Origin of the sequence: Streptomyces sp. NPDC003720 (assembly GCF_042875075.1) — a bacterium.
In the GTDB taxonomy this organism is placed as follows: domain Bacteria; phylum Actinomycetota; class Actinomycetes; order Streptomycetales; family Streptomycetaceae; genus Streptomyces.
In genome coordinates, this window is the sequence record NZ_JBIANZ010000001.1 from 855,613 (window position 1) to 875,932 (window position 20,320).

16 protein-coding genes are annotated in these 20,320 nt (G+C 71.9%); 8 read left to right on the forward strand and 8 right to left on the reverse strand.

Annotation, left to right across the window (positions count from 1 at the left end; all coding sequences use genetic code 11):
• The first annotated feature begins 148 nt into the window (after positions 1-148).
• The gene (lpdA, locus tag ACFYU0_RS04190) at positions 149-1,561 is read left to right on the forward strand and encodes a dihydrolipoyl dehydrogenase (protein ID WP_351663214.1); all 1,413 of its coding nucleotides are present in this window, start codon (positions 149-151) and stop codon (positions 1,559-1,561) included.
• Positions 1,562-1,620: 59 nt separating this feature from the next.
• Here the strand turns inward: lpdA and ACFYU0_RS04195 are convergent, their stop codons facing one another.
• Positions 1,621-3,969, reverse strand: coding sequence for a GH92 family glycosyl hydrolase (locus ACFYU0_RS04195; RefSeq protein ID WP_389297632.1), 2,349 nt, complete (start codon positions 3,967-3,969; stop codon positions 1,621-1,623).
• Between the two features lie 292 nt (positions 3,970-4,261).
• Between ACFYU0_RS04195 and rox the strand changes: the two genes are divergently transcribed.
• On the forward strand, positions 4,262-5,686 hold the full coding sequence (gene rox, locus ACFYU0_RS04200; protein WP_389297634.1) for a rifampin monooxygenase: 1,425 nt from the start codon (positions 4,262-4,264) through the stop codon (positions 5,684-5,686).
• Positions 5,687-5,755: 69 nt separating this feature from the next.
• Here the strand turns inward: rox and ACFYU0_RS04205 are convergent, their stop codons facing one another.
• Positions 5,756-6,679: a YihY/virulence factor BrkB family protein gene (locus ACFYU0_RS04205; RefSeq protein WP_389297635.1), complete on the reverse strand. Its 924-nt coding sequence runs from the start codon at positions 6,677-6,679 to the stop codon at positions 5,756-5,758.
• 334 nt (positions 6,680-7,013) lie between these two features.
• On the opposite strand from ACFYU0_RS04205, the gene ctaD reads away from it, so the two are divergent.
• Positions 7,014-8,744 carry a cytochrome c oxidase subunit I gene (gene ctaD / locus ACFYU0_RS04210; protein WP_389297637.1) on the forward strand — a complete coding sequence of 577 codons (1,731 nt, stop codon included), beginning with the start codon at positions 7,014-7,016 and terminating at the stop codon, positions 8,742-8,744.
• Positions 8,741-9,118, forward strand: coding sequence for a hypothetical protein (locus ACFYU0_RS04215; RefSeq protein ID WP_389297639.1), 378 nt, complete (start codon positions 8,741-8,743; stop codon positions 9,116-9,118). Before ctaD ends, ACFYU0_RS04215 begins: the two co-directional genes overlap by 4 nt.
• 37 nt (positions 9,119-9,155) lie before the next feature.
• Here ACFYU0_RS04215 and ACFYU0_RS04220 read toward each other — a convergent pair whose 3' ends face one another.
• Entirely contained in the window at positions 9,156-9,551 is a 396-nt protein-coding gene (locus tag ACFYU0_RS04220; protein WP_389297641.1) for a GNAT family N-acetyltransferase, read from the reverse strand.
• A gap of 125 nt (positions 9,552-9,676) precedes the next feature.
• Here ACFYU0_RS04220 and ACFYU0_RS04225 point away from each other — a divergent pair, with 125 nt between their 5' ends.
• The gene (locus ACFYU0_RS04225; RefSeq protein ID WP_389297643.1) at positions 9,677-10,516 is read left to right on the forward strand and encodes an MBL fold metallo-hydrolase; all 840 of its coding nucleotides are present in this window, start codon (positions 9,677-9,679) and stop codon (positions 10,514-10,516) included.
• Positions 10,517-10,564: 48 nt separating this feature from the next.
• Here the strand turns inward: ACFYU0_RS04225 and ACFYU0_RS04230 are convergent, their stop codons facing one another.
• From ACFYU0_RS04230 to ACFYU0_RS04245, 4 genes are all read right to left on the reverse strand, one after another.
• A complete protein-coding gene (locus ACFYU0_RS04230) occupies positions 10,565-12,019 on the reverse strand; it encodes an NAD(P)/FAD-dependent oxidoreductase (RefSeq protein ID WP_389297645.1) in 1,455 nt (484 codons plus the stop codon).
• 32 nt (positions 12,020-12,051) lie between these two features.
• On the reverse strand, positions 12,052-13,206 hold the full coding sequence (locus ACFYU0_RS04235) for an MAB_1171c family putative transporter (RefSeq protein ID WP_351663237.1): 1,155 nt from the start codon (positions 13,204-13,206) through the stop codon (positions 12,052-12,054).
• 64 nt (positions 13,207-13,270) lie between these two features.
• Positions 13,271-14,446, reverse strand: coding sequence for a hypothetical protein (locus tag ACFYU0_RS04240; protein ID WP_389297646.1), 1,176 nt, complete (start codon positions 14,444-14,446; stop codon positions 13,271-13,273).
• On the reverse strand, positions 14,443-15,003 hold the full coding sequence (locus ACFYU0_RS04245; protein WP_389297647.1) for a hypothetical protein: 561 nt from the start codon (positions 15,001-15,003) through the stop codon (positions 14,443-14,445). Before ACFYU0_RS04245 ends, ACFYU0_RS04240 begins: the two co-directional genes overlap by 4 nt.
• A 679-nt stretch (positions 15,004-15,682) precedes the next feature.
• Here ACFYU0_RS04245 and ACFYU0_RS04250 point away from each other — a divergent pair.
• The 3 genes from ACFYU0_RS04250 (at position 15,683) to ACFYU0_RS04260 (ending at position 19,611) form a co-directional block, all read left to right on the forward strand.
• Positions 15,683-16,969: a phosphatase PAP2 family protein gene (locus ACFYU0_RS04250; protein WP_389297979.1), complete on the forward strand. Its 1,287-nt coding sequence runs from the start codon at positions 15,683-15,685 to the stop codon at positions 16,967-16,969.
• A 145-nt stretch (positions 16,970-17,114) separates the two neighbouring features.
• Positions 17,115-17,285 (forward strand): hydrophobic protein, encoded by a 171-nt coding sequence (locus ACFYU0_RS04255; RefSeq protein ID WP_199209256.1) that lies wholly within the window; start codon positions 17,115-17,117, stop codon positions 17,283-17,285.
• Positions 17,286-17,523: 238 nt separating this feature from the next.
• Positions 17,524-19,611 (forward strand): LamG-like jellyroll fold domain-containing protein, encoded by a 2,088-nt coding sequence (locus tag ACFYU0_RS04260; protein WP_389297648.1) that lies wholly within the window; start codon positions 17,524-17,526, stop codon positions 19,609-19,611.
• Positions 19,612-19,669: 58 nt separating this feature from the next.
• On the opposite strand, the gene ACFYU0_RS04265 is transcribed toward ACFYU0_RS04260, so the two are convergent.
• The gene (locus ACFYU0_RS04265) at positions 19,670-20,302 is read right to left on the reverse strand and encodes a glyoxalase (protein WP_351663252.1); all 633 of its coding nucleotides are present in this window, start codon (positions 20,300-20,302) and stop codon (positions 19,670-19,672) included.
• Positions 20,303-20,320 lie beyond the last annotated feature (18 nt).

Sequence of the window (20,320 nt, forward strand, 5' to 3'; positions counted from 1 at the left end):
TCCGCCGCGCGATGCGGGCGGCCGGGCCGCCGGCGGCGGGCGCGTCGGCCAAGCGGTTGCGTGAGCCTGCCGGACCCGTGGATGATCCAATCGAGGCCGGGCACCCACATCCGGCCACCGGAACCGTCCCACAGGAAGGGAAACCCCCATGCCCGAGCTGGACGAACGCTTCGACGTCGTGGTCCTCGGAGCCGGACCCGGCGGCTATGTCGCCGCCGTCCGCGCCGCCCAGTTGGGCAAGCGCGTCGCCGTCGTCGAGGAGAAGTACTGGGGCGGTGTCTGCCTGAACGTGGGGTGCATCCCGAGCAAGGCGCTGCTGCGCAACGCCGAGCTGGCGCACATCTTCACCCGCGAGGCGAAGACCTTCGGCATCAAGGTCGACGGGAAGGTGTCCTTCGACTTCGGCGAGGCCTTCCGCCGCAGCCGCAAGGTCGCCGACGGCCGTGTCAAGGGCGTCCACTACCTGATGAAGAAGAACGGCATCACGGAGTTCGACGGCCGCGGCACCTTCCTCGACCCGCACACGCTCGAGGTGGCGGGGTACGACGGATCGACGCGCACCATCGGCTTCGACCACTGCGTCATCGCCACCGGCGCCACCCCCAAGCTGCTCCCCGGCACCCGCCGCACCTCCCGGGTGGTGACCTACGAGGAGCAGATCCTCGCCGAGGAACTGCCGCAGTCGATCGTGATCGCGGGCGCGGGCGCGATCGGCGTGGAGTTCGCGTACGTCCTGCACAACTACGGCGTCAAGGTCACCATCGTCGAGTTCCTGGACCGCGTGACCCCGCTCGAGGACGCCGAGGTGTCCGCCGAGCTCGCCCGCCAGTACCGCAGGCTCGGCATCGACGTGCTGACCTCCACCCGGGTCGACGCCATCGACGAGTCCGGCCCGCAGGTGCGGGTCACCGTCACCGCCAAGGACGGATCGCAGCAGGTCCTGGAGGCCGACAAGGTCATGCAGGCGATCGGCTTCGCCCCGAACATCGAGGGTTACGGCCTGGACAAGGTGGGCGTACGGGTCACCGAGCGCGGCGCGATCGACGTCGACGGCCGCTGCCGCACCTCCGTCCCGCACATCTTCGCCATCGGCGACGTCACCGCCAAGCTGATGCTCGCGCACGCCGCCGAGGCGATGGGCATCGTCGCCGCGGAGACCCTCGCCGACGCGGAGACCATGGAGCTCGACTACGCGATGATCCCGCGCGCGACCTACTGCCAGCCCCAGGTCGCCAGCTTCGGCTACACCGAGGCCCAGGCCCGCGAGCTAGGGCACGACGTCAAGGTCGCCAAGTTCCCCTTCACCGCGAACGGCAAGTCGCACGGCCTCGGCGACGCCACGGGCTTCGTGAAGCTGATCAGCGACGCCAAGTACGGCGAGCTGCTCGGCGGCCACCTGATCGGCCCGGACGTCACCGAGCTGCTGCCCGAGCTGACCCTGGCCCAGCAGTGGGATCTGACGGTCCATGAGGTGGCGCGCAACGTGCACGCGCACCCGACCCTGGGCGAGGCCGTCAAGGAGGCCGTGCACGGCCTGGCCGGCCACATGATCAACATGTGAGAGCGGGCCGTGGCCACGACTCTGCGATCGCGGCCACGGCCCGTCCCGTTCCACCAGGGTCAGTTGAGCGCGGGCGGCCCGTCCTGGGCACCCGTGCCCCACCCGGACGGCTCGGCGCCGACCGTGAACGCCAGCGACCGCATACCGCGCAGGTCGCTGGTCGTCACATAGGTGCGGCCGTACGGGGCGCCGTCGACGCGCGCCGCCTGGACGTAGCGGTTGCCGTCGGAGGTACCGGGCGCGGTCACGGTGAGCGCACCGCGCGGGTAGTAGCGGCGATCCAGCGTGAGGTCGACCCGCTCGAAGACCGGCGTGGACAGGCCCCAGGTGTCGTAGCCGGGCTGGACCGGGAAGACGCCGATCGACGACAGCACGTTCCAGGCGGACATGGTGCCGAGGTCGTCGTTGCCGGTCATGCCGGTCGGGGTGTCCGTGAAGAGGGTCAGCGCGGCGTGCACCACGTCGGTGGTCTTCCACGGCTGGCCGGTCGAGAGATAGGTGTACGGGGCGATGAGGTCGGGCTCGTTCTGCGGGTTGTACTTGTCCGCGTTGTAGTAGTCGTACGGGCCGTTCACCCATACCTCGCGGGCGGTCTTCGCGGGGTCCTTCACTAGCTTGTCGTAGGCGAAGAAGGAGTCCAGCCGCTCGTTGGCCGCCTGCTTGCCGCCGATCAGGCCGACCATGCCCGGCAGGTCCTGCGGCACCAGCCACTGGTACTGCCAGGACGTGCCCTCGTGGAACCCCTCGCTCTGCGCCGGGTCGGCCGGACCGGTGAAGGCGCCGGAGGCGTCGCGGGCCCGGAAGAAGCCGGTCGAGGGGTCGAAGATCCGGCGGTAGTTCTGGGCCCGGGCCGCGTAGCGCGCGGCGTCCGCGTCATGGCCGAGGTCGCGGGCCATCTCGGCGAGCATCGCGTCGGACAGGGCGTACTCCAGGGTCGCCGAGGCGCCGTGGTCGAAGTCCGAGTCGCCCGGCTTCGCGTGCGGCCGGCCCTTGACGTAGGGCGCGAACCCGTCCGCGACGTACTCCTTGTCGGCCTCGCGGCCCACCGCCGGCGAGTCGTCGGGCGGCACCCCGTCGGCGTTCTTCCTGAGGGCGCGGTAGGCCCGGTCCTCGTACCCCTTGAGCAGCCCCTGCTGGTAGGCGTTGGTGAGGAACGGGGTGACCGGGTCACCGGTCATGATGTTCGTCTCGACCGTGCCGTAGCCCCACTTGGGCAGCCAGCCGCTCTCCTCGTCGATCCGGATCACCGATATTGCCATGTCCCGCGCCTCGCGCGGCGCGAGCAGGGACAGCAGCTGGGTCTGGGTGCGGTAGGTGTCCCACAGGGACCAGTTCTGGTAGTACGTGAAGCCCCGGGCGCGGTGGACCTTCTGGTCCCACCCGGTGTACCGGCCGTCGGTGTCGCTGCCGATGTTGGGGGCGAGGAAGGACCGGTACAGCGACGAGTAGAACGTGCGCCGCAGGGTCTCGCTCCCGCCCCGCACCCGTACGTCGTCGAGCCGGTCCTCCCAGGCGCGCCGGGCCGCGGCCCGTACCTGCTGGAACGAACGCCCGCCCTCGGCGCGGAGGTTGAGCGCGGCGCCGTGCGCGTCCACGTACGACAGGGCGGTCGTCGCCTCGACCGTCCGGTCCTTGCTCGTGTCGAACCGGACGTACGCGCCGTCCCGGCCGCTCTTCGAGCCGTCGCTGACCGTGGAGCCGTCCCAGGTGCCGAACGCGGTGAACGGGCGGTCGAACCGGGTGACGGTGTACACCGTGTACGGCTTGGTGTCCTGGCAGAACCCGCTGCCGGTGATCGCGGTGCGCACCGTGTGGTCGTCGAGGACCTCGACCTTGGTGGAGAGCGTCCGGTGCAGCGACTGGCCGGCGTTGAGCAGCACGTTGGCCTTGTCGGTGGCCGGGAAGGTGTAGCGCTGCACACCGGTGCGCGCGGTCGCCGTCAGCTCGGCCTCGATGCCGGTCTTCAGACCGACCTTGTAGTAGCCGGGGCTCGCCTGCTCCGCGTCGTGGCTGAACTCCGCCTGGTACTTGGCGTAGTCGGTGGACGTCACGTCGCCGGTGGTGGGCAGGACGGGCAGGTCGCCGCCCAGTCCGCAGCCGACGCCGGAGAGATGGACGAGGGAGAAGCCCCGGATGTGGTTCTGGGCGTAGTCGTATCCGGTGTTGTGCCCGGTGTCCGGGGACAGTTGCACCATCCCGAAGGGCACGGCGGCGCCCGGATAGGTGTTGCCCTCGTTCTGGGTGCCGATGAACGGGTTGACCAGGTCGGTCAGCCGGCCGTCCGGTGCGGCGGCCGCCTGGGCCGTGGGCGCGGCGAGGGCGGCGCCGATCAGCGTGGCCGCCGCGACCACCGTGCCCGCGCCGCGTAGGCGTCGGCTCCAACTCGTGCGCGGATGAGTCCCACTCATGGGCGCGTACGCCTCCCGGGGCTAGACAACGTTGTCAAATCGCACAGCGCGCCCATTCTTTGTGCTGTACGTGTACGCGTCAAGGGTTTGGCGAAGGCCGGATTCCGGCCCCGAGTCCCGCGTCGCGCGAGGGACTTCGGTCCCGCGGCGGACGGCAAAACGAAAGGCAAGGAGGTCACAGCGCTCCTTGCCACTCTCAACGTATAGCGCACCGGGGGCCTTGCGGCAAGACCCCCGTCCTGCCGCAGAATTCCGGGCCGAAGGCAGAAGCCGCACGAATATGGGGGACTTGATGACCGACGTGATCATCGCGGGCGGCGGCCCGACCGGGCTGATGCTCGCCGCCGAACTACGGCTGCACGGGGTGCGGGTGGTCGTGCTGGAGAAGGATCCGGAGCCGGCCGCGTTCGTCCGCGCGCTCGGTCTGCACGTGCGCAGCATCGAGGTGCTGGACCAGCGCGGCCTGCTGGAGCGATTCCTCGAACACGGCCGGAAGTTCGCGACCGGCGGCTTCTTCGCAGGTCTGGGCGCCTCCTGGCCCGAGCGGCTGGACACCGCCCACTCCTACGTCCTCGGCATCCCGCAGACCGTCACCGAGCGCCTGCTGACCGCGCACGCCGTCGACGCGGGCGCCGAGATCCGGCGCGGCCGCGAACTGGTCGGACTGGCCCAGGACGACGAGGGCGTGACCGCCGAACTGGCCGACGGCACCCGGCTGCGCTCGCGCTACCTGGTCGGCTGCGACGGCGGCCGCAGCACGGTGCGCAGGCTGCTCGGCGTCGGCTTCCCCGGCGAACCGGCGAGGACGGAGACCCTGCTGGGCGAGATGGAGGTCGCGGTGCCTCCCGAGACGCTGGCCGCAGTGGTGGCCGAGGTCCGCAGAACACAGACACGCTTCGGTGCGATGCCCCTCGGGGACGGTGCGTACCGCGTCGTCGTACCCGCCGACGGGGTGGCCGAGGACCGCTCGGTCCCGCCGACCCTCGACGACTTCCGGCGGCAGTTGCGGGCGTTCGCCGGCACCGACTTCGGCGTGCACTCACCGCGCCGGCTCTCCCGCTTCGGCGACGCCACCCGGCTCGCCGAGCGCTACCGCACCGGCCGGGTGCTGCTGGCGGGCGACGCCGCGCACATCCATCCGCCGACCGGCGGACAGGGCCTCAACCTCGGCCTCCAGGACGCCTTCAACCTCGGCTGGAAGCTCGCCGCCGAGGTGAACGGCTGGGCGCCCGACGGGCTGCTGGACAGCTACCACGACGAGCGGCACCCGGTGGCCGCCGAAGTGCTGGACAACACCCGCGCGCAGATGGAGCTGATGTCCACCGAGCCGGGCGCCCGGGCGGTGCGCCGGCTGATGGGGGAGCTGATGGACATCGAGGAGGTGAACCGGCGCCTGATCGAGAAGATCACCGCTGTCGGGATCCGCTACGACTTCGGTGACGGACACCGGCTGCTCGGCCGGCGGCTGCGCGACGTGCGGCTGAAGCGGGGACGGCTGTACGAGCTGACGCACGCGGGGCGCGGGCTGCTGCTGGACCAGACCGGCCGGCTGTCGGCCGCCGGGTGGGCGGACCGGGTCGACCACGTCGTCGACGTCAGCGACGAACTGGACGCCCCCGCGGTGCTGCTGCGGCCCGACGGCCATGTGGCCTGGGCCGGCGAGGACCAGCGGGATCTGACCGCCCGGCTGTCCGAGTGGTTCGGCGCCGCCGCCTGACGCCGGGTCCGACGGGATCCCCCGCGGACCGTCCGGTCACCCGCCGGGCGTGCCGTACCGGTGCGGCGTTCAGGCGGGGGAGGCGTCGCCGTCCGGGAGCGGGCCGGCGGCCTGCGCCTTGTGGAGTTCGGCGGTGAACTGCGCGCCGGCGAGCAGCGCGAGGTTCGACAGCCAGAGCCAGATGAGGAAGACGACGATGCCGGCCAGGGACCCGTAGAGCCGGCTGTAGGTGCCCAGCAGGTCGGCGTACAGGGCGAAGCCGGCCGAGGCGGTCAGCCACAGCGCGGCGGCCAGGGCCCCGCCGGGCAGGCTGTGACGGCTCCGGCGGGCCGGCGCGGGCCCGGTGTGGAAGACCACCACGACCAGCACCGCCACCAGGCACAGCAGCAGCGGCCAGCGGGTGATGCCCCAGATGAGCTGCGTGGTGCCGTCCAGGCGCAGCAGGCGGCCGAGGAGTTCGGCGACGGGTCCGGACAGCATCAGCACCAGGGCGCTGACGACGAGGAGGGCCAGCAGCACCAGGGCGGTCGCCACGATGCGGTGCGCCTTGCGCCAGGGGGAGCGGCGGTCGGGGATGCGGTACATGCCGTGCAGGGCGCGGCGGAAGACGGCGAGGTAACTGCAGGCCGACCACAGCGCGCTGACGGCGCCGGCCGCCATCAGCGTCCAGGTCGTGGAGTGCCGCCTGAGCACACCGGCGAGCACGCCGTGGAGCTCGGCGCCCGACTGGCCGGGCGCGTAGTGCGTGACATGGGCGATGAACTCGGCGGCGGTGCTGGGGCTGACCAGGCCGAAGGCGAGCACGGTGACGAGCAGGGAGGGAAGGACCGCCAGGATGGAGTAGTAGGTCAGCGCGGCGGCGTAGTCGGTGAGGTCGTCGTTCCACATCGTCACCGGTGTCCGGCGCAGGGCCGGCCACCAGTCCCGGGCGGGCCGGCTCAGTTTGCCGCGGAGGCGGCCCGGGCGCCCGGCCGGGCGCAGGTCAGCGGACATGCGGCGTCCGGTGGAAACGGCGGCCGGGGCGCCGGACGACTGCGGTGCGCGAGGTCAACATCTCTTCCAGGGTCCGGGTGCGCTGACCTGTCCTGCTCGGTCACGGTCGCCGAAGGCTATCAGCAGGGCCCCGGTGACCTGGTCCGATGCCCAGGGCGCCGGGCGGCCGTCGCGTACCCGCGGCAACACGCGTACGGGGGACCTACTCCCTTAGAGGGCGAATGTCATTCCATTGGCCCCGTATTCGGCCGGTCAAGGCGAATTCCCACGTTTGTCACGGCGAGGATGGAGGCCGACTGGACCGCGAACCGCGACATCGGGAGACATCCAACCTGTGAGCATCGTCAACGAACCTCCCGGAGCGGCGGCAGCCGAGGACTCGTACGAGAACGAGCTCCCGGTCAGGCGCAAGCAGCCCGGCAACGTGGTGGTCAGATGGCTGACGACCACCGACCACAAGACGATCGGCACGCTGTACCTGGCGACGTCGTTCCTCTTCTTCCTGTTCGGCGGGGTGATGGCGCTGATCATCCGGGCCGAGCTGGCCCGGCCCGGCCTGCAGATCGTCTCCAACGAGCAGTACAACCAGCTCTTCACGATGCACGGCACCGTGATGCTGCTGATGTTCGCCACCCCGCTGTTCGCCGGCTTCACGAACTGGATCATGCCGCTGCAGATCGGCGCGCCCGACGTGGCGTTCCCGCGGCTGAACATGTTCGCCTACTGGCTGTACCTGTTCGGCTCGCTCATCGCGGTGGGCGGTTTCCTCACCCCGCAGGGCGCGGCCGACTTCGGCTGGTTCGCCTACAGCCCGCTGTCGGACGCCGTCCGCAGCCCGGGCCTGGGCGCCGACATGTGGATCCTGGGTCTGGCCTTCTCCGGCTTCGGCACCATCCTCGGCGCGGTCAACTTCATCACCACGATCATCTGCATGCGCGCCCCCGGCATGACCATGTTCCGCATGCCGATCTTCACCTGGAACGTGCTGCTGACCGCCGTGCTGGTCCTGTTCGCCTTCCCGGTCCTGGCGGCCGCGCTGTTCGCCCTGGCCGCCGACCGCATCTTCGGCGCCCATGTGTACGACGCGGCCAACGGCGGCCCCATCCTCTGGCAACACCTCTTCTGGTTCTTCGGCCATCCGGAGGTGTACATCATCGCCCTGCCGTTCTTCGGCATCGTCACCGAGATCCTGCCGGTGTTCTCCCGCAAGCCGGTCTTCGGTTACATGGGCCTGGTGGCCGCGACGATCGCGATCGCCGGCCTGTCCGTGACGGTGTGGGCGCACCACATGTTCGTCACCGGCGCGGTGCTCCTGCCGTTCTTCTCCTTCATGACGTTCCTGATCGCCGTGCCGACCGGGGTGAAGTTCTTCAACTGGATCGGCACCATGTGGAAGGGCTCGCTGTCCTTCGAGACGCCGATGCTGTGGGCGCTGGGCTTCCTCGTCACCTTCCTCTTCGGAGGGCTCACGGGCGTCATCCTGGCCTCACCGCCGATGGACTTCCACGTGTCCGACTCGTACTTCGTGGTGGCTCACTTCCACTACGTCGTCTTCGGCACGGTCGTCTTCGCCATGTTCGCGGGCTTCCACTTCTGGTGGCCGAAGTTCACCGGCAAGATGCTGGACGAGCGCCTCGGCAAGATCACCTTCTGGACGCTGTTCGTCGGCTTCCACGGCACGTTCCTGGTCCAGCACTGGCTGGGCGCCGAGGGCATGCCGCGCCGGTACGCCGACTACCTGGCGGCCGACGGTTTCACCGCCCTGAACACGGTCTCGTCCATCAGCTCGTTCCTGCTGGGCCTGTCGATGCTGCCGTTCCTCTACAACGTGTGGAAGACGGCCAGGTACGGCAGGCCGGTCGGCGTGGACGACCCGTGGGGCTACGGCCGCTCGCTGGAGTGGGCGACGTCCTGCCCGCCGCCGCGGCACAACTTCACCACCCTGCCGCGGGTCCGCAGCGAGTCCCCGGCGTTCGACCTGCACCACCCCGAGGTGGCCCAGCTCGAACACGAGGCCAACGTCGGCCGGCGTGACGCGGTCGAGCCAGAGGGCGGCCAGAGGTGACGACGCCGAACCGTCCTGACGCCCCACGGGGCGGCCAGGACGGCTCGCTCGCCAACGAGGTCGAGGGCTACCTGCTCCTGCACGCGGAACTCGAGCAGGCCCAGCGCGAGGCCGAGGCGCTCTGCGCCCGCCTGCCCTGGCTCACCACCGGCCAGGCCGAGGACCTCACCCGGCACTACACCGAGCAGCGCCTCGACCTGACCCGCAAGGCCCTCCAGGTCACGGCCGACCGCGCCAAGCGCCTGCGCGGCGAGTACGAGGCCCGCTACCGCGAACTGCGCCGAGCCCTGCTCCGGCGCCACGCCATGACCGCCTGCTTCATCGTCACCTGCACCGGCACGGCGAACACCCTGGCGTGGTACGCCACCCGCTGACCCGTCCTAACCGGGGCCGCCGGCCCCCCCCGCCCCGCTAAAGGGCGACCAGGCCCGCCGCCGTCTCCCTGAAGCCGCAGGCGCCGAAGTAGAACGAGCGCAGCGGCTCCTCGAAGTCGACGTGCAGCCAGGCGCACTTCGCGGCCCGGGCCTCCCGGGCCGCGACCGCCACGAGCTCGGTGCCGACGCCCCGGCCCCGGCAGCGCCGGGCCACCACGGTGTCGAGCAGGAAGGCGTGGGCCCCTCCGTCCCAGACCACGTTGACGAAACCGACCAGCTCGCCGTCCTCCCGTGCGCAGACCCAGCCGAGACTGTGCCGCTCGAGTCGTGCCCGCCAACGGGTGCGGGTCACCGGGTGACCGAATCCGTCGGAGTGCAGTGCGTCGAGGGAGTCGTCGTCCAGGTCGCCCCGCCAGTCGAACATGATCGCCATGCGCCGATCGTAGGGCCGTGCGCGTCGCCGAGGCGTGTGTCCACCGGGGAGCCGGTGGGAACCCGGGCCGGTGGAACGGGGTGCGGACGCGACAGGCGGGCTCGGCCCGTCGGGTGAGGACGGCCATGGGTGACACGGACGATGCGGTTGACCTGCACTTCATCGGCAACGCGACGGTGGTGCTGCGCTACCGGGGACTGACGCTGCTGACGGACCCGAACTTCCTGCACCGCGGCGAGCGGGCGCATCTCGGGTACGGGCTCGTCAGCCGCCGGCTCACGGAGCCGGCCCTCGACGTGGCGGACCTGCCCCGCCTGGACGGCGTCGTCCTCTCCCACCTGCACGGGGACCACTGGGACCGCCGGGCCAGGAACCACCTGGACCGGGCGGTGCCCATCGTCACCACGCCGCACGCCGCACGCCGGCTCCGCACCTTCCAGGGGTTCGGCGGGGCGGGCGGCCTGCGCACCTGGGAGAGCTGCGTCCTGGAGCGGGGCGGCGCACAGGTCCGCGTGACGTCCCTGCCCGGCCGCCACGCCCTGCGGCCCGTGCTGCGCGGTCTGCTGCCGCCCGTGATGGGCAGCATGCTGGAATTCGGCCCCGCCGGCGGCCCGGTGCGGATGCGGCTGTACATCTCGGGCGACACCCTGCTGTACGACGGCCTGGAGGAGATCGCCCGGCGTTTCCCCACCGCCGACCTGGCCGTGCTCCACCTGGGCGGCACCCGGCTCCCCGGCGGGTTCGTCGTCACCATGGACGGCGCCCAGGGGGCCGAGCTGGCCCGGCGCCTGGACTACCGGCACGTCCTGCCCGTGCACTACGACGACTACACGGTCTTCCGCTCCCCGCTGGACGACTTCCTGGCCGAGGTGCGCGGGCTCGGGCTGGACGAGCGGCTCGTGCACTGCCCCCGCGGCCGGCACGCGCGGCTGGAGCCCCACGGCGACCCGCACACCGTCCGATGAGACCTCCGGGACCGCGAGCCGCCGGCAGCCGGCACGTGGCGCGCCCGGCTACGGGGTGGGACTGGGCCGCGGTGCGGTCGGCCGGTGCGCGGCCCCTGTGAGCCGGTCGAGCACGCGCTGCTCCGAGGGCAGCAGCGGGGGTTCCAGCGTCCGGGGGAGGGCCGGCCCGGTGAGCGCCGCGAGCAGGGCCCTGGGCCGCAGCGCGCGGGTGGCGGGCGCGGTGAGGCTGGTGACGTCCCACAGTGCTGAGGCCGCCTCGTAGGTCCCGGTCGCGGCCCGGGTCAGCCGGTTCGTGTACCAGGCCGCGACCCGGTCGGCGGCCCGCGGCCGCGCGCCGACGACGCCCGGATAGAGGACGTCCACTCCGACGGCGGTCGACCAGGCCGTGTCGACGTGGCGGGCGGCCCCGCGCAGGACGCGCCGGGACAGACCGGCGCCGGTGAGGCCGTGCCGCTGGACTTCCCCGGCCAGGACCCGGGCGCCGAGCGCCGCCACCGACATGCCCTGTCCGTAGGCGGGGTTGAAGGTCGCCAGCGCGTCGCCGAGGACGACCAGGCGCTCGGGCCACTGCTCGGCCTTCTCGAAGTACCGGCGGCTGTTGTCGGTGCTGTGGCCCCGGCTGACCGCCACGTCGGTGAGGGGCTCGGCGCCGGAGATGAGGTGGCCGACGATGGGGTGCGGCAGCGTGAGGGCGTAACGGAGGAAGCCCTCGGGGTCGCGGGGCGGCTCACCGCCCCGGGTGCCGGCCGCGCTGACCATCCACCGGTCGCCCTCGACGGGCAGCACCATGGCGCTGCGGCCGGGCCGGCCGGCGTAGGGGTTGGCCTGCACCAGCGTCAGCGGAAACGATCCGGCGCCCGGCGGGGTCCGGTAGATCCGGGTGGCGTTGGTGAGACCGGAGTCGATCTTCTTCTCCTCGACGCCCGTGATGCCGATCCCGGCGAGCCACGCGAGGCTGCCCGAGCCGCGGCCGCTGGCGTCGACGACGATGTCCGCCTCCAGCTCACGGCCCAGCCCGTGGTCCGCCTCCGGGCCGAGACGGACGCCGCGGACCCGCCGGACGTCGCCGAGGAACCCCTCGACGGACGCCCGGTGGAAGGACACGTCGGGCCGGGTCTCGAGGAGGATCCGCCGCAGGACCCAGTCGGTCAGCGCCCGGGTGCAGGTGATCATGTGCGGGCCGTCGCGCTTCCACCGGTGGAACCAGCCGCCGTCCGGAGTGAGGGCCAGCATCCCGTTGCCGAGCGCGATCTCGTGGGCCCCGGCCTCCAGCAGGCGCTCGCGCACGCTCACGGGGAACAGCGCCTCCATCGCGGCGAGGCCGCCGGCCATGAGCAGATGGGCGTGCCGCCCCTGGGGGACGCCGCGCCGGTCCTCGGGGCCCTGGGGAAGTTCGTCCCGGTCGAGCACATGGACCCGCAGCGTGGGATCCGCCAGGGACAGCGCTGCTGCGGCCACCAGTCCGGCCGTGCCGGCTCCGATCACGACTGCTTTGTGCGGCAACGGGCTCTCCTCGTAATGGTCTTGGAACGGCGTCACTGGGTCCCTATTCGCTCCGGCGCCGCCTTGTGGAGGCGGTGCACGGTGCTCGCCAGCTCGACCAGGTCGATGGTGATGCGGAACTTCTCCGGTGGATCGGCGGGACCGGCGCCCTTGCCCGACGCACGCCGTAACCCGTCCATGATCATCGCCTGCTCCGACGCGGCCCGCGCCCTGTCCTGCCGCTCGCCGCGCCGGACTGCCGCCGCGTACGCGCTGTGTCCGACCCGCTGGTCGAAGTGCGCCGTGAGCTGCAGCAGGGCGTCCCGGATGTTCGCCTCCAGCAAGTAGAGCCGATTGCTGGGCAGTTGCCACCACAACTGCCACCAGGTCGGTTCCGCCCTCGGCGCCGTCGCCACGTCCTTCACGGCGGGCCACAGGGGCTTCAGCGCGCGGTAGGTGGCCAGGCTCTGCCGCTCCGCCGCGGCGGCGGACGCGAGCCGCGGCAGCACGAAGCCGGCGGAGTAGATCAGGGCGCCGAGCGCGGCGGCGGGGGGCGCCACGGTGGTCGACAGGACGTCCAGGTCGTACCCGAGCCAGCGCGCGGCGACCGCGGTGACCTTGGTGAGGGTGAACCCCAGGCTGTCGACGAGGAGGCCCACGAGGATCAGCCGGAGACCGACCCGGAGCAGTCCGGTGACCTCGTCGCGCGCCCACTTCAGGCACACCGCGCTCAGCACGATGGTGCTCGTCAGGTGCCCCACGAGGTAGAGGGCGATCATCTCCCTCATGTACGGGGTGTTGGCGTAGTAGGTGTCCAGGTCGGTGAGCCGTTCCGTGCGCGCGTCCGCGAGGGCGAACAGCACGACGATGGCGACGACCAGCGTCCCGTACACCGCGACGGTCATCCGGACCATGCGCCGTATCCGCTCCTGCGCCCCGCCCCTCCAGTGGATCAGCAGGATGATCAGGGAGCAGCTGAAGGCGGAGATCGAGCCGTAGGTGAGCGGGGCGCCGACATTGGGGATGCCGGTGGCGTGGTTGACCGCCGCGAGGGTCACCGGCGCCGACCAGACGAAGCAGACGGCGGCGAGGAACGTGGTGGCCCGGGTGGCGACGGTCAGGGGCGAGCGGGGAGTCGTGCGTGGTCGGCGAAGCAGCATGGCGGCCAGGGCCAGAAGGAAAGCCGCCGTGTACACGACGAGACTCATATCGTGGGGGACTCCGTTCAGGTCCTCTTGCTGTGTGGGGGGATGGGTGGGGTCGTCGGCATCGTCACACCCGGGGCCGGCCCGGTCCTGCGCCTCCGGCGACCTGGGCGGTCGCCCGCGTCAGCCGCGCGGACCGCTTCAGGGCGTCGGCGATCAGGACCAGGGCCTCTGAGTCGCGGGGGTGCGAGAGCCGGCTGGGCGCGCCGACGTGTTCGAGTACGGGCTGCGTACTGCGCTGCGCGGCCGCCGCTATGGTGGCCGCCCACGCCACGGAGACGGCCCGTTCCCGGTCGCCCGTCCTGGTCAGCTCGGCCTCGTGTACCTCGTCGAAGAGCCGGGTGTCGAAGAGCGTCTCGAGCGCGTGCAGGCCGTTGAGGATGGTGCTCCGGCGCCAGGTGCCCCACAGGAAGGGGGAGCGCGGCCGCTCCACCCGCAGGGCACGGTCGCGCAGCACCGGATCCAGCGCGGCGTCCAGGGAGGCCAGCCGGAAGAAGTCGCGCCAGGCCGACAGGTGGTAGCCGGTCATCGGCAGCAGCACCCCGGCCACCGTCAGCAGCGCCCCCAGACCGGCGCAGACGGCCGGCACCGACGTGGCGAGCACCGGCCAGTCCCGGCCCGACCAGCGGGCGGCGACGGCGATGAGCTTGGAGACGCTGTACCCGGCGGTGATGACCGTGCCGGTGCCGATCGTCAGCAGACTGGCCCGCAGCCAGGGCCGCTCGCGCACCTCCGCCTCGAAGCCCCAGCGCAGCGACCACAGGGCGCTGACCGTCACCGCGGTCAGGTGCGCGAGCAGGTACAGGACGACCATCTCCGCGATCCACGGCGTCGTCGCGTAGTACGTGTCGAAGTCGGTGCGCCGTTCCCGGGGTGTCGTCCCCAGCGCGAACAGGGCGGCGACACCGGCGAGAACGGCCGCGTAGCCCCACATCCAGCGCCGGGTCGTCCGCCGCACCGTCGGGCCGCCGCGCCAGCAGGCGATGAGGATCAGCAGCGAAGCGCTGTACGCGGTGATCGAGACGTAGGTGAGCGGGGCGGCCAGGTTGGGCACGCCGCTGACCCGGTTGATGACCCCGACCGAAGGGGGCGCCCCGAAGAGGAAGCACAGCGACGCGAACGCCAGCACGCCGTTGATGGCGCGCTGGGAGAGTTCGCCGCGATGCCGGATCAGATCCGGCAGCTTGGCCAGCAGCCCGACCCACAGCAGACCGCAGCTGATGTAATTAATCGCCCCGCTCATTTCCGGTTGCCCCGGTAGTTGAGGGCGTCGGCGATACGGCGGGCGGTCTCCCCGGTGATCACGTCCCGTTCCATCAGCGCCCGCATCTGCTGGCCGACCCGGATCCCGAACAGCTCGGCCTCCTTCTCCGGATCGTCGTCGAAACGGGAACGCGCGGCGGCCGGCTGGGCGCCGTGCTCGTGCCCCGGTTCCGCGGGGGCGTGGGCCCCGGCGGCCGGCCGCTCTGCGGCGAAGCCCTCCCGCTGCCGCATGTGCCACAACTCGTGTCCGAGTATCTGCGCCTGGTGCCAGATCTCGGCGCCCTGCTCGATGATGACGTCGTCCCGGTCCGTACGCTCCAGCCACATCCCGGTCGCCTTGAACTCGCGGGGGATGGGCACGCGGTGCACCTCCAGCCTGCGGTCGCCGCGCCACTGCCTGGCGGACTCGACCAGGGCGTCGAACAGGTCCTCGGCGTTCAGGATCGCCCCGTCACCGGAGCCGCCCTCCCCAGAGCCGGTGCCGGCCCTGAGCCGCTCCCGGATGGGGTCGATGAGCGTCGCGGCGAGCTGACGCATCTCCCTGTCGCGCCTGCGCAGTCTGTGCCACCGGCGAAGCCGGGCCGGAGAACTCATGGGCGGTCCACGGCGGTCGGCGACGACGCGGGGCCCCGGGCCGTGGCGGGGCCGCACGGGGCGGCGGCGGTCAGGGGTGCGACGTGTGCGTCGCGCGGCTCGCGACGCACACGGGCGAGCTGAGGGAGCTGTGGGGCTCCGGCCGGCCGGGCGCCGGCATCGTCTGCTGCCACCGAGTCCTCTCCCGGGCGCATGGCTTCGGATCAGGGAACGTGCCTGACGTGAGGGTATCGACTCCGCCCCTCCGCTGCTCGCCGGAGCCGGGATCCGTAGCGCCGTCCTCTGGTCCGACCGGCCGTCCCGGCAGGCGCAGTTGACGCTCCGTGGCATCGCGGCCCGAGATCAGCACACGGAGTGACCCGCGCGTCCGCGCCGGGGTCCGGCGCCGGTTCGGCCACTTATCGCTCAAATCCGCCCGCACCGCTCCGATAGCATGATCCGGCCCAAGGCGAGCGCCCTCGACGCCCGTTCCGCACCGGACGAACACGCCATTCGGTGCGAACAGTTACTCCATTAACTGAAAACCAACAAATCGGCCAAAAAGTTGATACCTATATCATCGCGGGTGTTTTCGCGAATAAACAGCAGAGTCAAGTCCGTACCGTGGCGTGAGCCGCGGACGATCCTGTGGGTCGCCGCGAGTGTGGTGACGCTCGGGTTCCTGGTCGCGCTGGAGATCGCCGCGCGCCACTACGGCATGGCGGGACCCCTCACCAATCAGGCGCGAGAGGTGATCTTCCCGCCCAAGTCGGGCTTCCTGTTGTACGCCAGCATGGCGCTGATGATGGTCGTGCTCACCTGGCGGCAACGGATCATCGCGCTGTGCACCGCGATCGGCATCGACGCCGTCGTCCTGCTGGCGCGCTGGGCGGCGGGCGCCGACCTCACCGAGGGGCACCCCTTCGGAAACGGCGCGCTGTGGGTGCTCCTCGGCTGCGCGGTCGTCGCCGTCACGCGCCGCACCGGCGCCGAACGCGCCCTGCTGCTCAAGGGCGTCGGACTGGGCCTGCTGCTCGTGGCCGGCCGCAAGACGGGCGACACCTGGCTGGTCATCACCTCCAAGACCCGCCCGACCGTGCTCGACCAGTACGTCGCCACCGCCGACCACGCGCTGGGCGACCCGTCCTGGCTGGTGGGCCGGCTCGTCCGGGCCACGGGACCGGTCGGCGCCCACGCGCTCGACTACGTCTACGCCCAGCTCGCGGTCGCCGCCGTCGTCGTCACGATGTACCAGCTCCGCAACGTGGCGGCCGAGCGCCGCTTCCCGCGCCACCACCTGGTCCGCACCTTCCTGGTGATCGGCCTCGTGGGCCCCGCCGTCTACATGGTCTTCCCGGTGGTCGGGCCGGTCTTCGCGTACGGCGCCGACGGCGGGCACTGGGCGGTGGCCGACCTGTGGCCGGACACCCCGACGCCGGTCACCGGCCCGCACCACATGGCGTTCGACGGGATCACCCCGCGCAACTGCATGCCCAGCCTGCACACCGCCTGGGCCACCGCCATCTTCCTCCACTCCCGCAAGGGTCCCCGCGTGCTGCGCTTCGCGGGCGCCTTCTGGCTGGTCGCCACCCTGACCGCGACCCTGGGATTCGGCTACCACTACGGCGCGGACCTCGTCGCGGGCGTCGTGTTCACGCTCACCATCGAGGCGGCCCTGCGCTCCCTCGAACGCGGCTGGGACCGGACGGGGACCCGGCTCGTCCTCCACGGCGCCGCGGTCTTCGCCGCGCTCCTGCTCTCCTACCGCTATCTGCCGGTCGAGATGGCCGAGTACCCCTGGGTGTCCGGACCGCTTCTCATCCTGGCGATGGCCTCGGTCATCCACGGCTACGTGCGCACCACCAGACTCTGGGACCCGGTTCCGGTACCGGTGCCGAAGCAGCCGGAACCGCAGCCCGAGCCGGCGTGAGCCCTCCGGGGGCGGCCCGGCCACGGAGCGCCCCCGGAATCGCCGCAACACGCGCACATGCCCTTCATCTCCATGAAAAAACCAGCCAATTCATGTGCTTGTCGCGGTGAACCAAGGGCATTCGCTGGCCAGGAGGTTGATACATATGGTTCCCCTGCTTCTGGTTCTTCTGCTGGCCCTGATTCTCTTCGGCGCGGGTTTCGCCCTGAAGGCGCTGTGGTGGATCGCGGTGATCGTTCTGGTCGTGTGGCTGCTGGGCTTCGTGGTCCGGCCCGCGGGCAGCGGCGGCCGAAAGGGACGCTGGTACCGCTGGTAGACGAGCGTTCCGACGCATAGAACACGCCACGCCTGAACCGTGGACGGGGCCCGGCCGCAACGGCCGGGCCCCACGTGTGTGTACGGCGCCCCGAAACTGGCGGGAAAACGGTTTCGGCGTTGTCGGTCGCCGTTGCTAGCCTGCGGCGGCCCGACAAAGATCATCGGACTCAAGGGGAGAGAGCCGAACCGTGCCCGTACACAGCAGACAGAGACGGCACCGCCTGAGACGGACCGTCGTGGGGGCGCTCGTCGCCGCTACGGCGGCGGCGGTGCCGGGAACGTCCTGGGCGGCGACCGACGTGCCGCCCGCACAACCCCTCGTGAAGGACCTGCACACCGACGGCAAGGCGTGCGCCGCCGGGGAGGACGCCCGCGCCTACGTCGCGGCTGCCCCGCAACTGAGCGCCGTGCTGTACGACCCCGACGGCGGCCAGGTCAGCGGTGAGTTCGAGGTCTGGTGGACGGACGCCGGCGGCGCCGAGCAGCGCCGGACCTACACGACGACGGCCAAGCTCTCGGGCAGCCCGTTCACGCTGCGACTGCCGTCCGACATCCCGCCGGACACCGTCGTGTCCTGGCACGTGCGGGCCAAGGACAGTCAGAGCACGTCCCCCTGGAGCTCGGCGGGCGACGAAGGCACGGCCTGCGAGTTCGTGTACGACGACGTGAACCCGGAGAAGGCGGCCATCACCTCGCCCGACTACCCGCGGGCCACGGACGTGTTCTGGGTGGACGGAGTCGGCGTGTACGGCCACTTCACCATGGACTCGCCCTCCGACGACGTCGTCGCGTACGTCTACGACTTCATCCGCGGCCCGCACGGAACCGTCCGTGCGGACCAGCCGGGCGGCGCGGTGACCCTTCCCTACCTCCCGCTCAGCTCCGGTCCCGAGACGCTGACGGTCCGTGCCGTCGACCGCGCCGGGCGCAGCAGCGGCCAGTCGACGTACGACTTCAACGTCAAGTCGGGCCGCGCCCCCGTGGCGCACTGGGAACTCGGCGACGCGGCCGGCTCCACGAGCGCCGCCGCCGAGTCCGGGACCGACGCGCGCGCGGGCTCCGGGGTCACGTTCGGCGGGGACGCGCCGGCCGGTACCGGCCTCACCGCGACGGCCCACCTCGACGGCGGCCACCAGGCGTTCCTCACCCCCGGCGCCCCGGCGACCGACACGACGAAGACCTTCGCGTTCGGCGCCTGGGTGAGGCCCGGGCGCACGGACCGGGACATGGCGGTCCTGGGCCAGGACACGGACGGCTCGGTGGGCGTGGCGCTCGCCCTGCGCAGCCGGGAGACAGGTCCCGTCTGGTCCTTTACCGTCGGGGGCCAGGAGGTCTCCGGCGGCGTACCGGAGACCGGCGAATGGGCCCACGTCCTGGGCCTGTACGACGCCGAGACCGGCCATGCGCAGCTCTACGTCAACGGCCGGGAGACCGGTACGCGGGTGAAGGCCGCGCCCGCTCCGGCCTCCGGCGCCTTCCGGATCGGCCAGGCCCACGGCGTTCGGCCCTGGAAGGGCGACATCGGCGACGTCCGCGCCTACGACCGGGTCGTGGTGCCCGACGAGGCCGGCCGACTCGGCTACCGCAAGCCGACGCCGCTCGGTCACTGGTCGCTGGAGACCGCGTCGGACGGCACCGCCAGCCCCGAGCAGAACGGCGGACAGCCGTTGACGCTCGGCGGGGGAGCGGTGATCCACCGCGGGCCCGACGGTTCCTGCCTGCCCGAGCTCGACCCGGACTGCCCCGTCGTCCCCTACGCCCTCCAGGGCGAAGGCGACCTCCAGCTGGACGGCCGGACGGCCTACGCGGCCACCCGGCAGCCGGTCGTGGACACCGCCGACAGCTTCACCGTCGCCGCCGTGGTCCGCCTGGCGGACTCCGAACCGGACCGTCCGATGACCGTGCTCTCGCAGGCGGGCGAGCACACCGACGCCTTCAAGGTGCGCTACCAGCCGTCCCTGCACGCCTGGCAGCTGGTGATGCCGGTCAAGGACGAGACGGGGGCGGCCGAGACCGTCGTCTCCCAGCTCGCGATGGCCGACGGCGGAGAGGGCCAGGGGCACCGCCTCGCGGTGGTGTACGACGACGCCGCCGACACCATCCGGCTCTACCTGGACGGCATGACGGGCGAGGCGGGGACCGCCGGCTTCGCGAACGGCTGGCACAGCGGCGGCCCGCTCCAGGTGGGGCGCGGGCTCACCGCCGACGGCTGGGGCGAGTACCTGCACGGTGACGTGGACGAGGTGCAGGCCTTCTCCGGGGCGCTGCGGGACGGCGACATCATCGGCCTGGGGATGGGCACCGACCCGTGCCTGTGCTCGTGAACGCGCGCACGGGCTGAGCCGGCCTCCGCCTCCGCCGCGGAGGCGGAGGGAGCCCGCGTCACGCCGTGGCGCCCAGCGGGGCCGCGGCCTCCCAGACGAACCCGTCGGGGTCGCTGAACGGGCCGGCGGCGCCGGAGAGCACGAGTCGGTGCGATCCGGTGCCGTCGGCAGGCAGCCCCGCGTCCTTGGCGAGCGCGCGCCGCTTGTACAGGGCCAGCTTGACGGCTCCCGGCCCGGCGGCGAACTCGACGTACGTGCCGCCGAAGCTCTTGCCCACGGTGAGACCCCGCTCGACGTAGAAGCGCTTGCTGGCCTTCACGTCCGCGACGCCCAGCAGGAGGACGAGCTCGTCGATGTCGCGGGTGGCCGGCCCGGTGTCCTTCTTCGCCGACGTGGCGATCTTCCAGACCGTGCCGTCCGGGGCCTGGACGACACCGCCGTAGCCCCACAGCGACTTCGCGGCGGGCTTGAGAGCGGTGGCGCCCTCGTCCAGGGCCGCCCCGATCAGGGCGTCCACGTTGCCGGGCTGGGACACCACGAGCGACAGCGTGAAGCCGCGGAAGCCGCTCGTCGGCTCCTCGCAGGCCCGCAGGCGTACCCGCGAGGAGTCGAGCCCGAAGGCGTGGGAGCAGAAGCGGGCGGCGGCCGCGGCGTCGGCCACCTCGAGGGTGACGGAGTCGATGGAGGTCATGTCCTCGACGGTAGGGAA

Excerpts from the sequence above, each read along its gene's own strand:
- ACFYU0_RS04245 (WP_389297647.1), bottom strand. The coding sequence starts at position 15,003 with ATGCGTCAGCTCGCCGCGACGCTCATCGACCCCATCCGGGAGCGGCTC.
- ACFYU0_RS04255 (WP_199209256.1), top strand. The coding sequence starts at position 17,115 with ATGGTTCCCCTGCTTCTGGTTCTTCTGCTGGCCCTGATTCTCTTCGGC.
- ACFYU0_RS04225 (WP_389297643.1), top strand. The coding sequence starts at position 9,677 with ATGGGTGACACGGACGATGCGGTTGACCTGCACTTCATCGGCAACGCG.
- ACFYU0_RS04235 (WP_351663237.1), bottom strand. The coding sequence starts at position 13,206 with ATGAGTCTCGTCGTGTACACGGCGGCTTTCCTTCTGGCCCTGGCCGCC.
- ACFYU0_RS04240 (WP_389297646.1), bottom strand. The coding sequence starts at position 14,446 with ATGAGCGGGGCGATTAATTACATCAGCTGCGGTCTGCTGTGGGTCGGG.
- ACFYU0_RS04205 (WP_389297635.1), bottom strand. The coding sequence starts at position 6,679 with ATGTCCGCTGACCTGCGCCCGGCCGGGCGCCCGGGCCGCCTCCGCGGC.
- ACFYU0_RS04220 (WP_389297641.1), bottom strand. The coding sequence starts at position 9,551 with ATGGCGATCATGTTCGACTGGCGGGGCGACCTGGACGACGACTCCCTC.
- ACFYU0_RS04195 (WP_389297632.1), bottom strand. The coding sequence starts at position 3,969 with ATGAGTGGGACTCATCCGCGCACGAGTTGGAGCCGACGCCTACGCGGC.
- lpdA (WP_351663214.1), top strand. The coding sequence starts at position 149 with ATGCCCGAGCTGGACGAACGCTTCGACGTCGTGGTCCTCGGAGCCGGA.
- ACFYU0_RS04265 (WP_351663252.1), bottom strand. The coding sequence starts at position 20,302 with ATGACCTCCATCGACTCCGTCACCCTCGAGGTGGCCGACGCCGCGGCC.
- rox (WP_389297634.1), top strand. The coding sequence starts at position 4,262 with ATGACCGACGTGATCATCGCGGGCGGCGGCCCGACCGGGCTGATGCTC.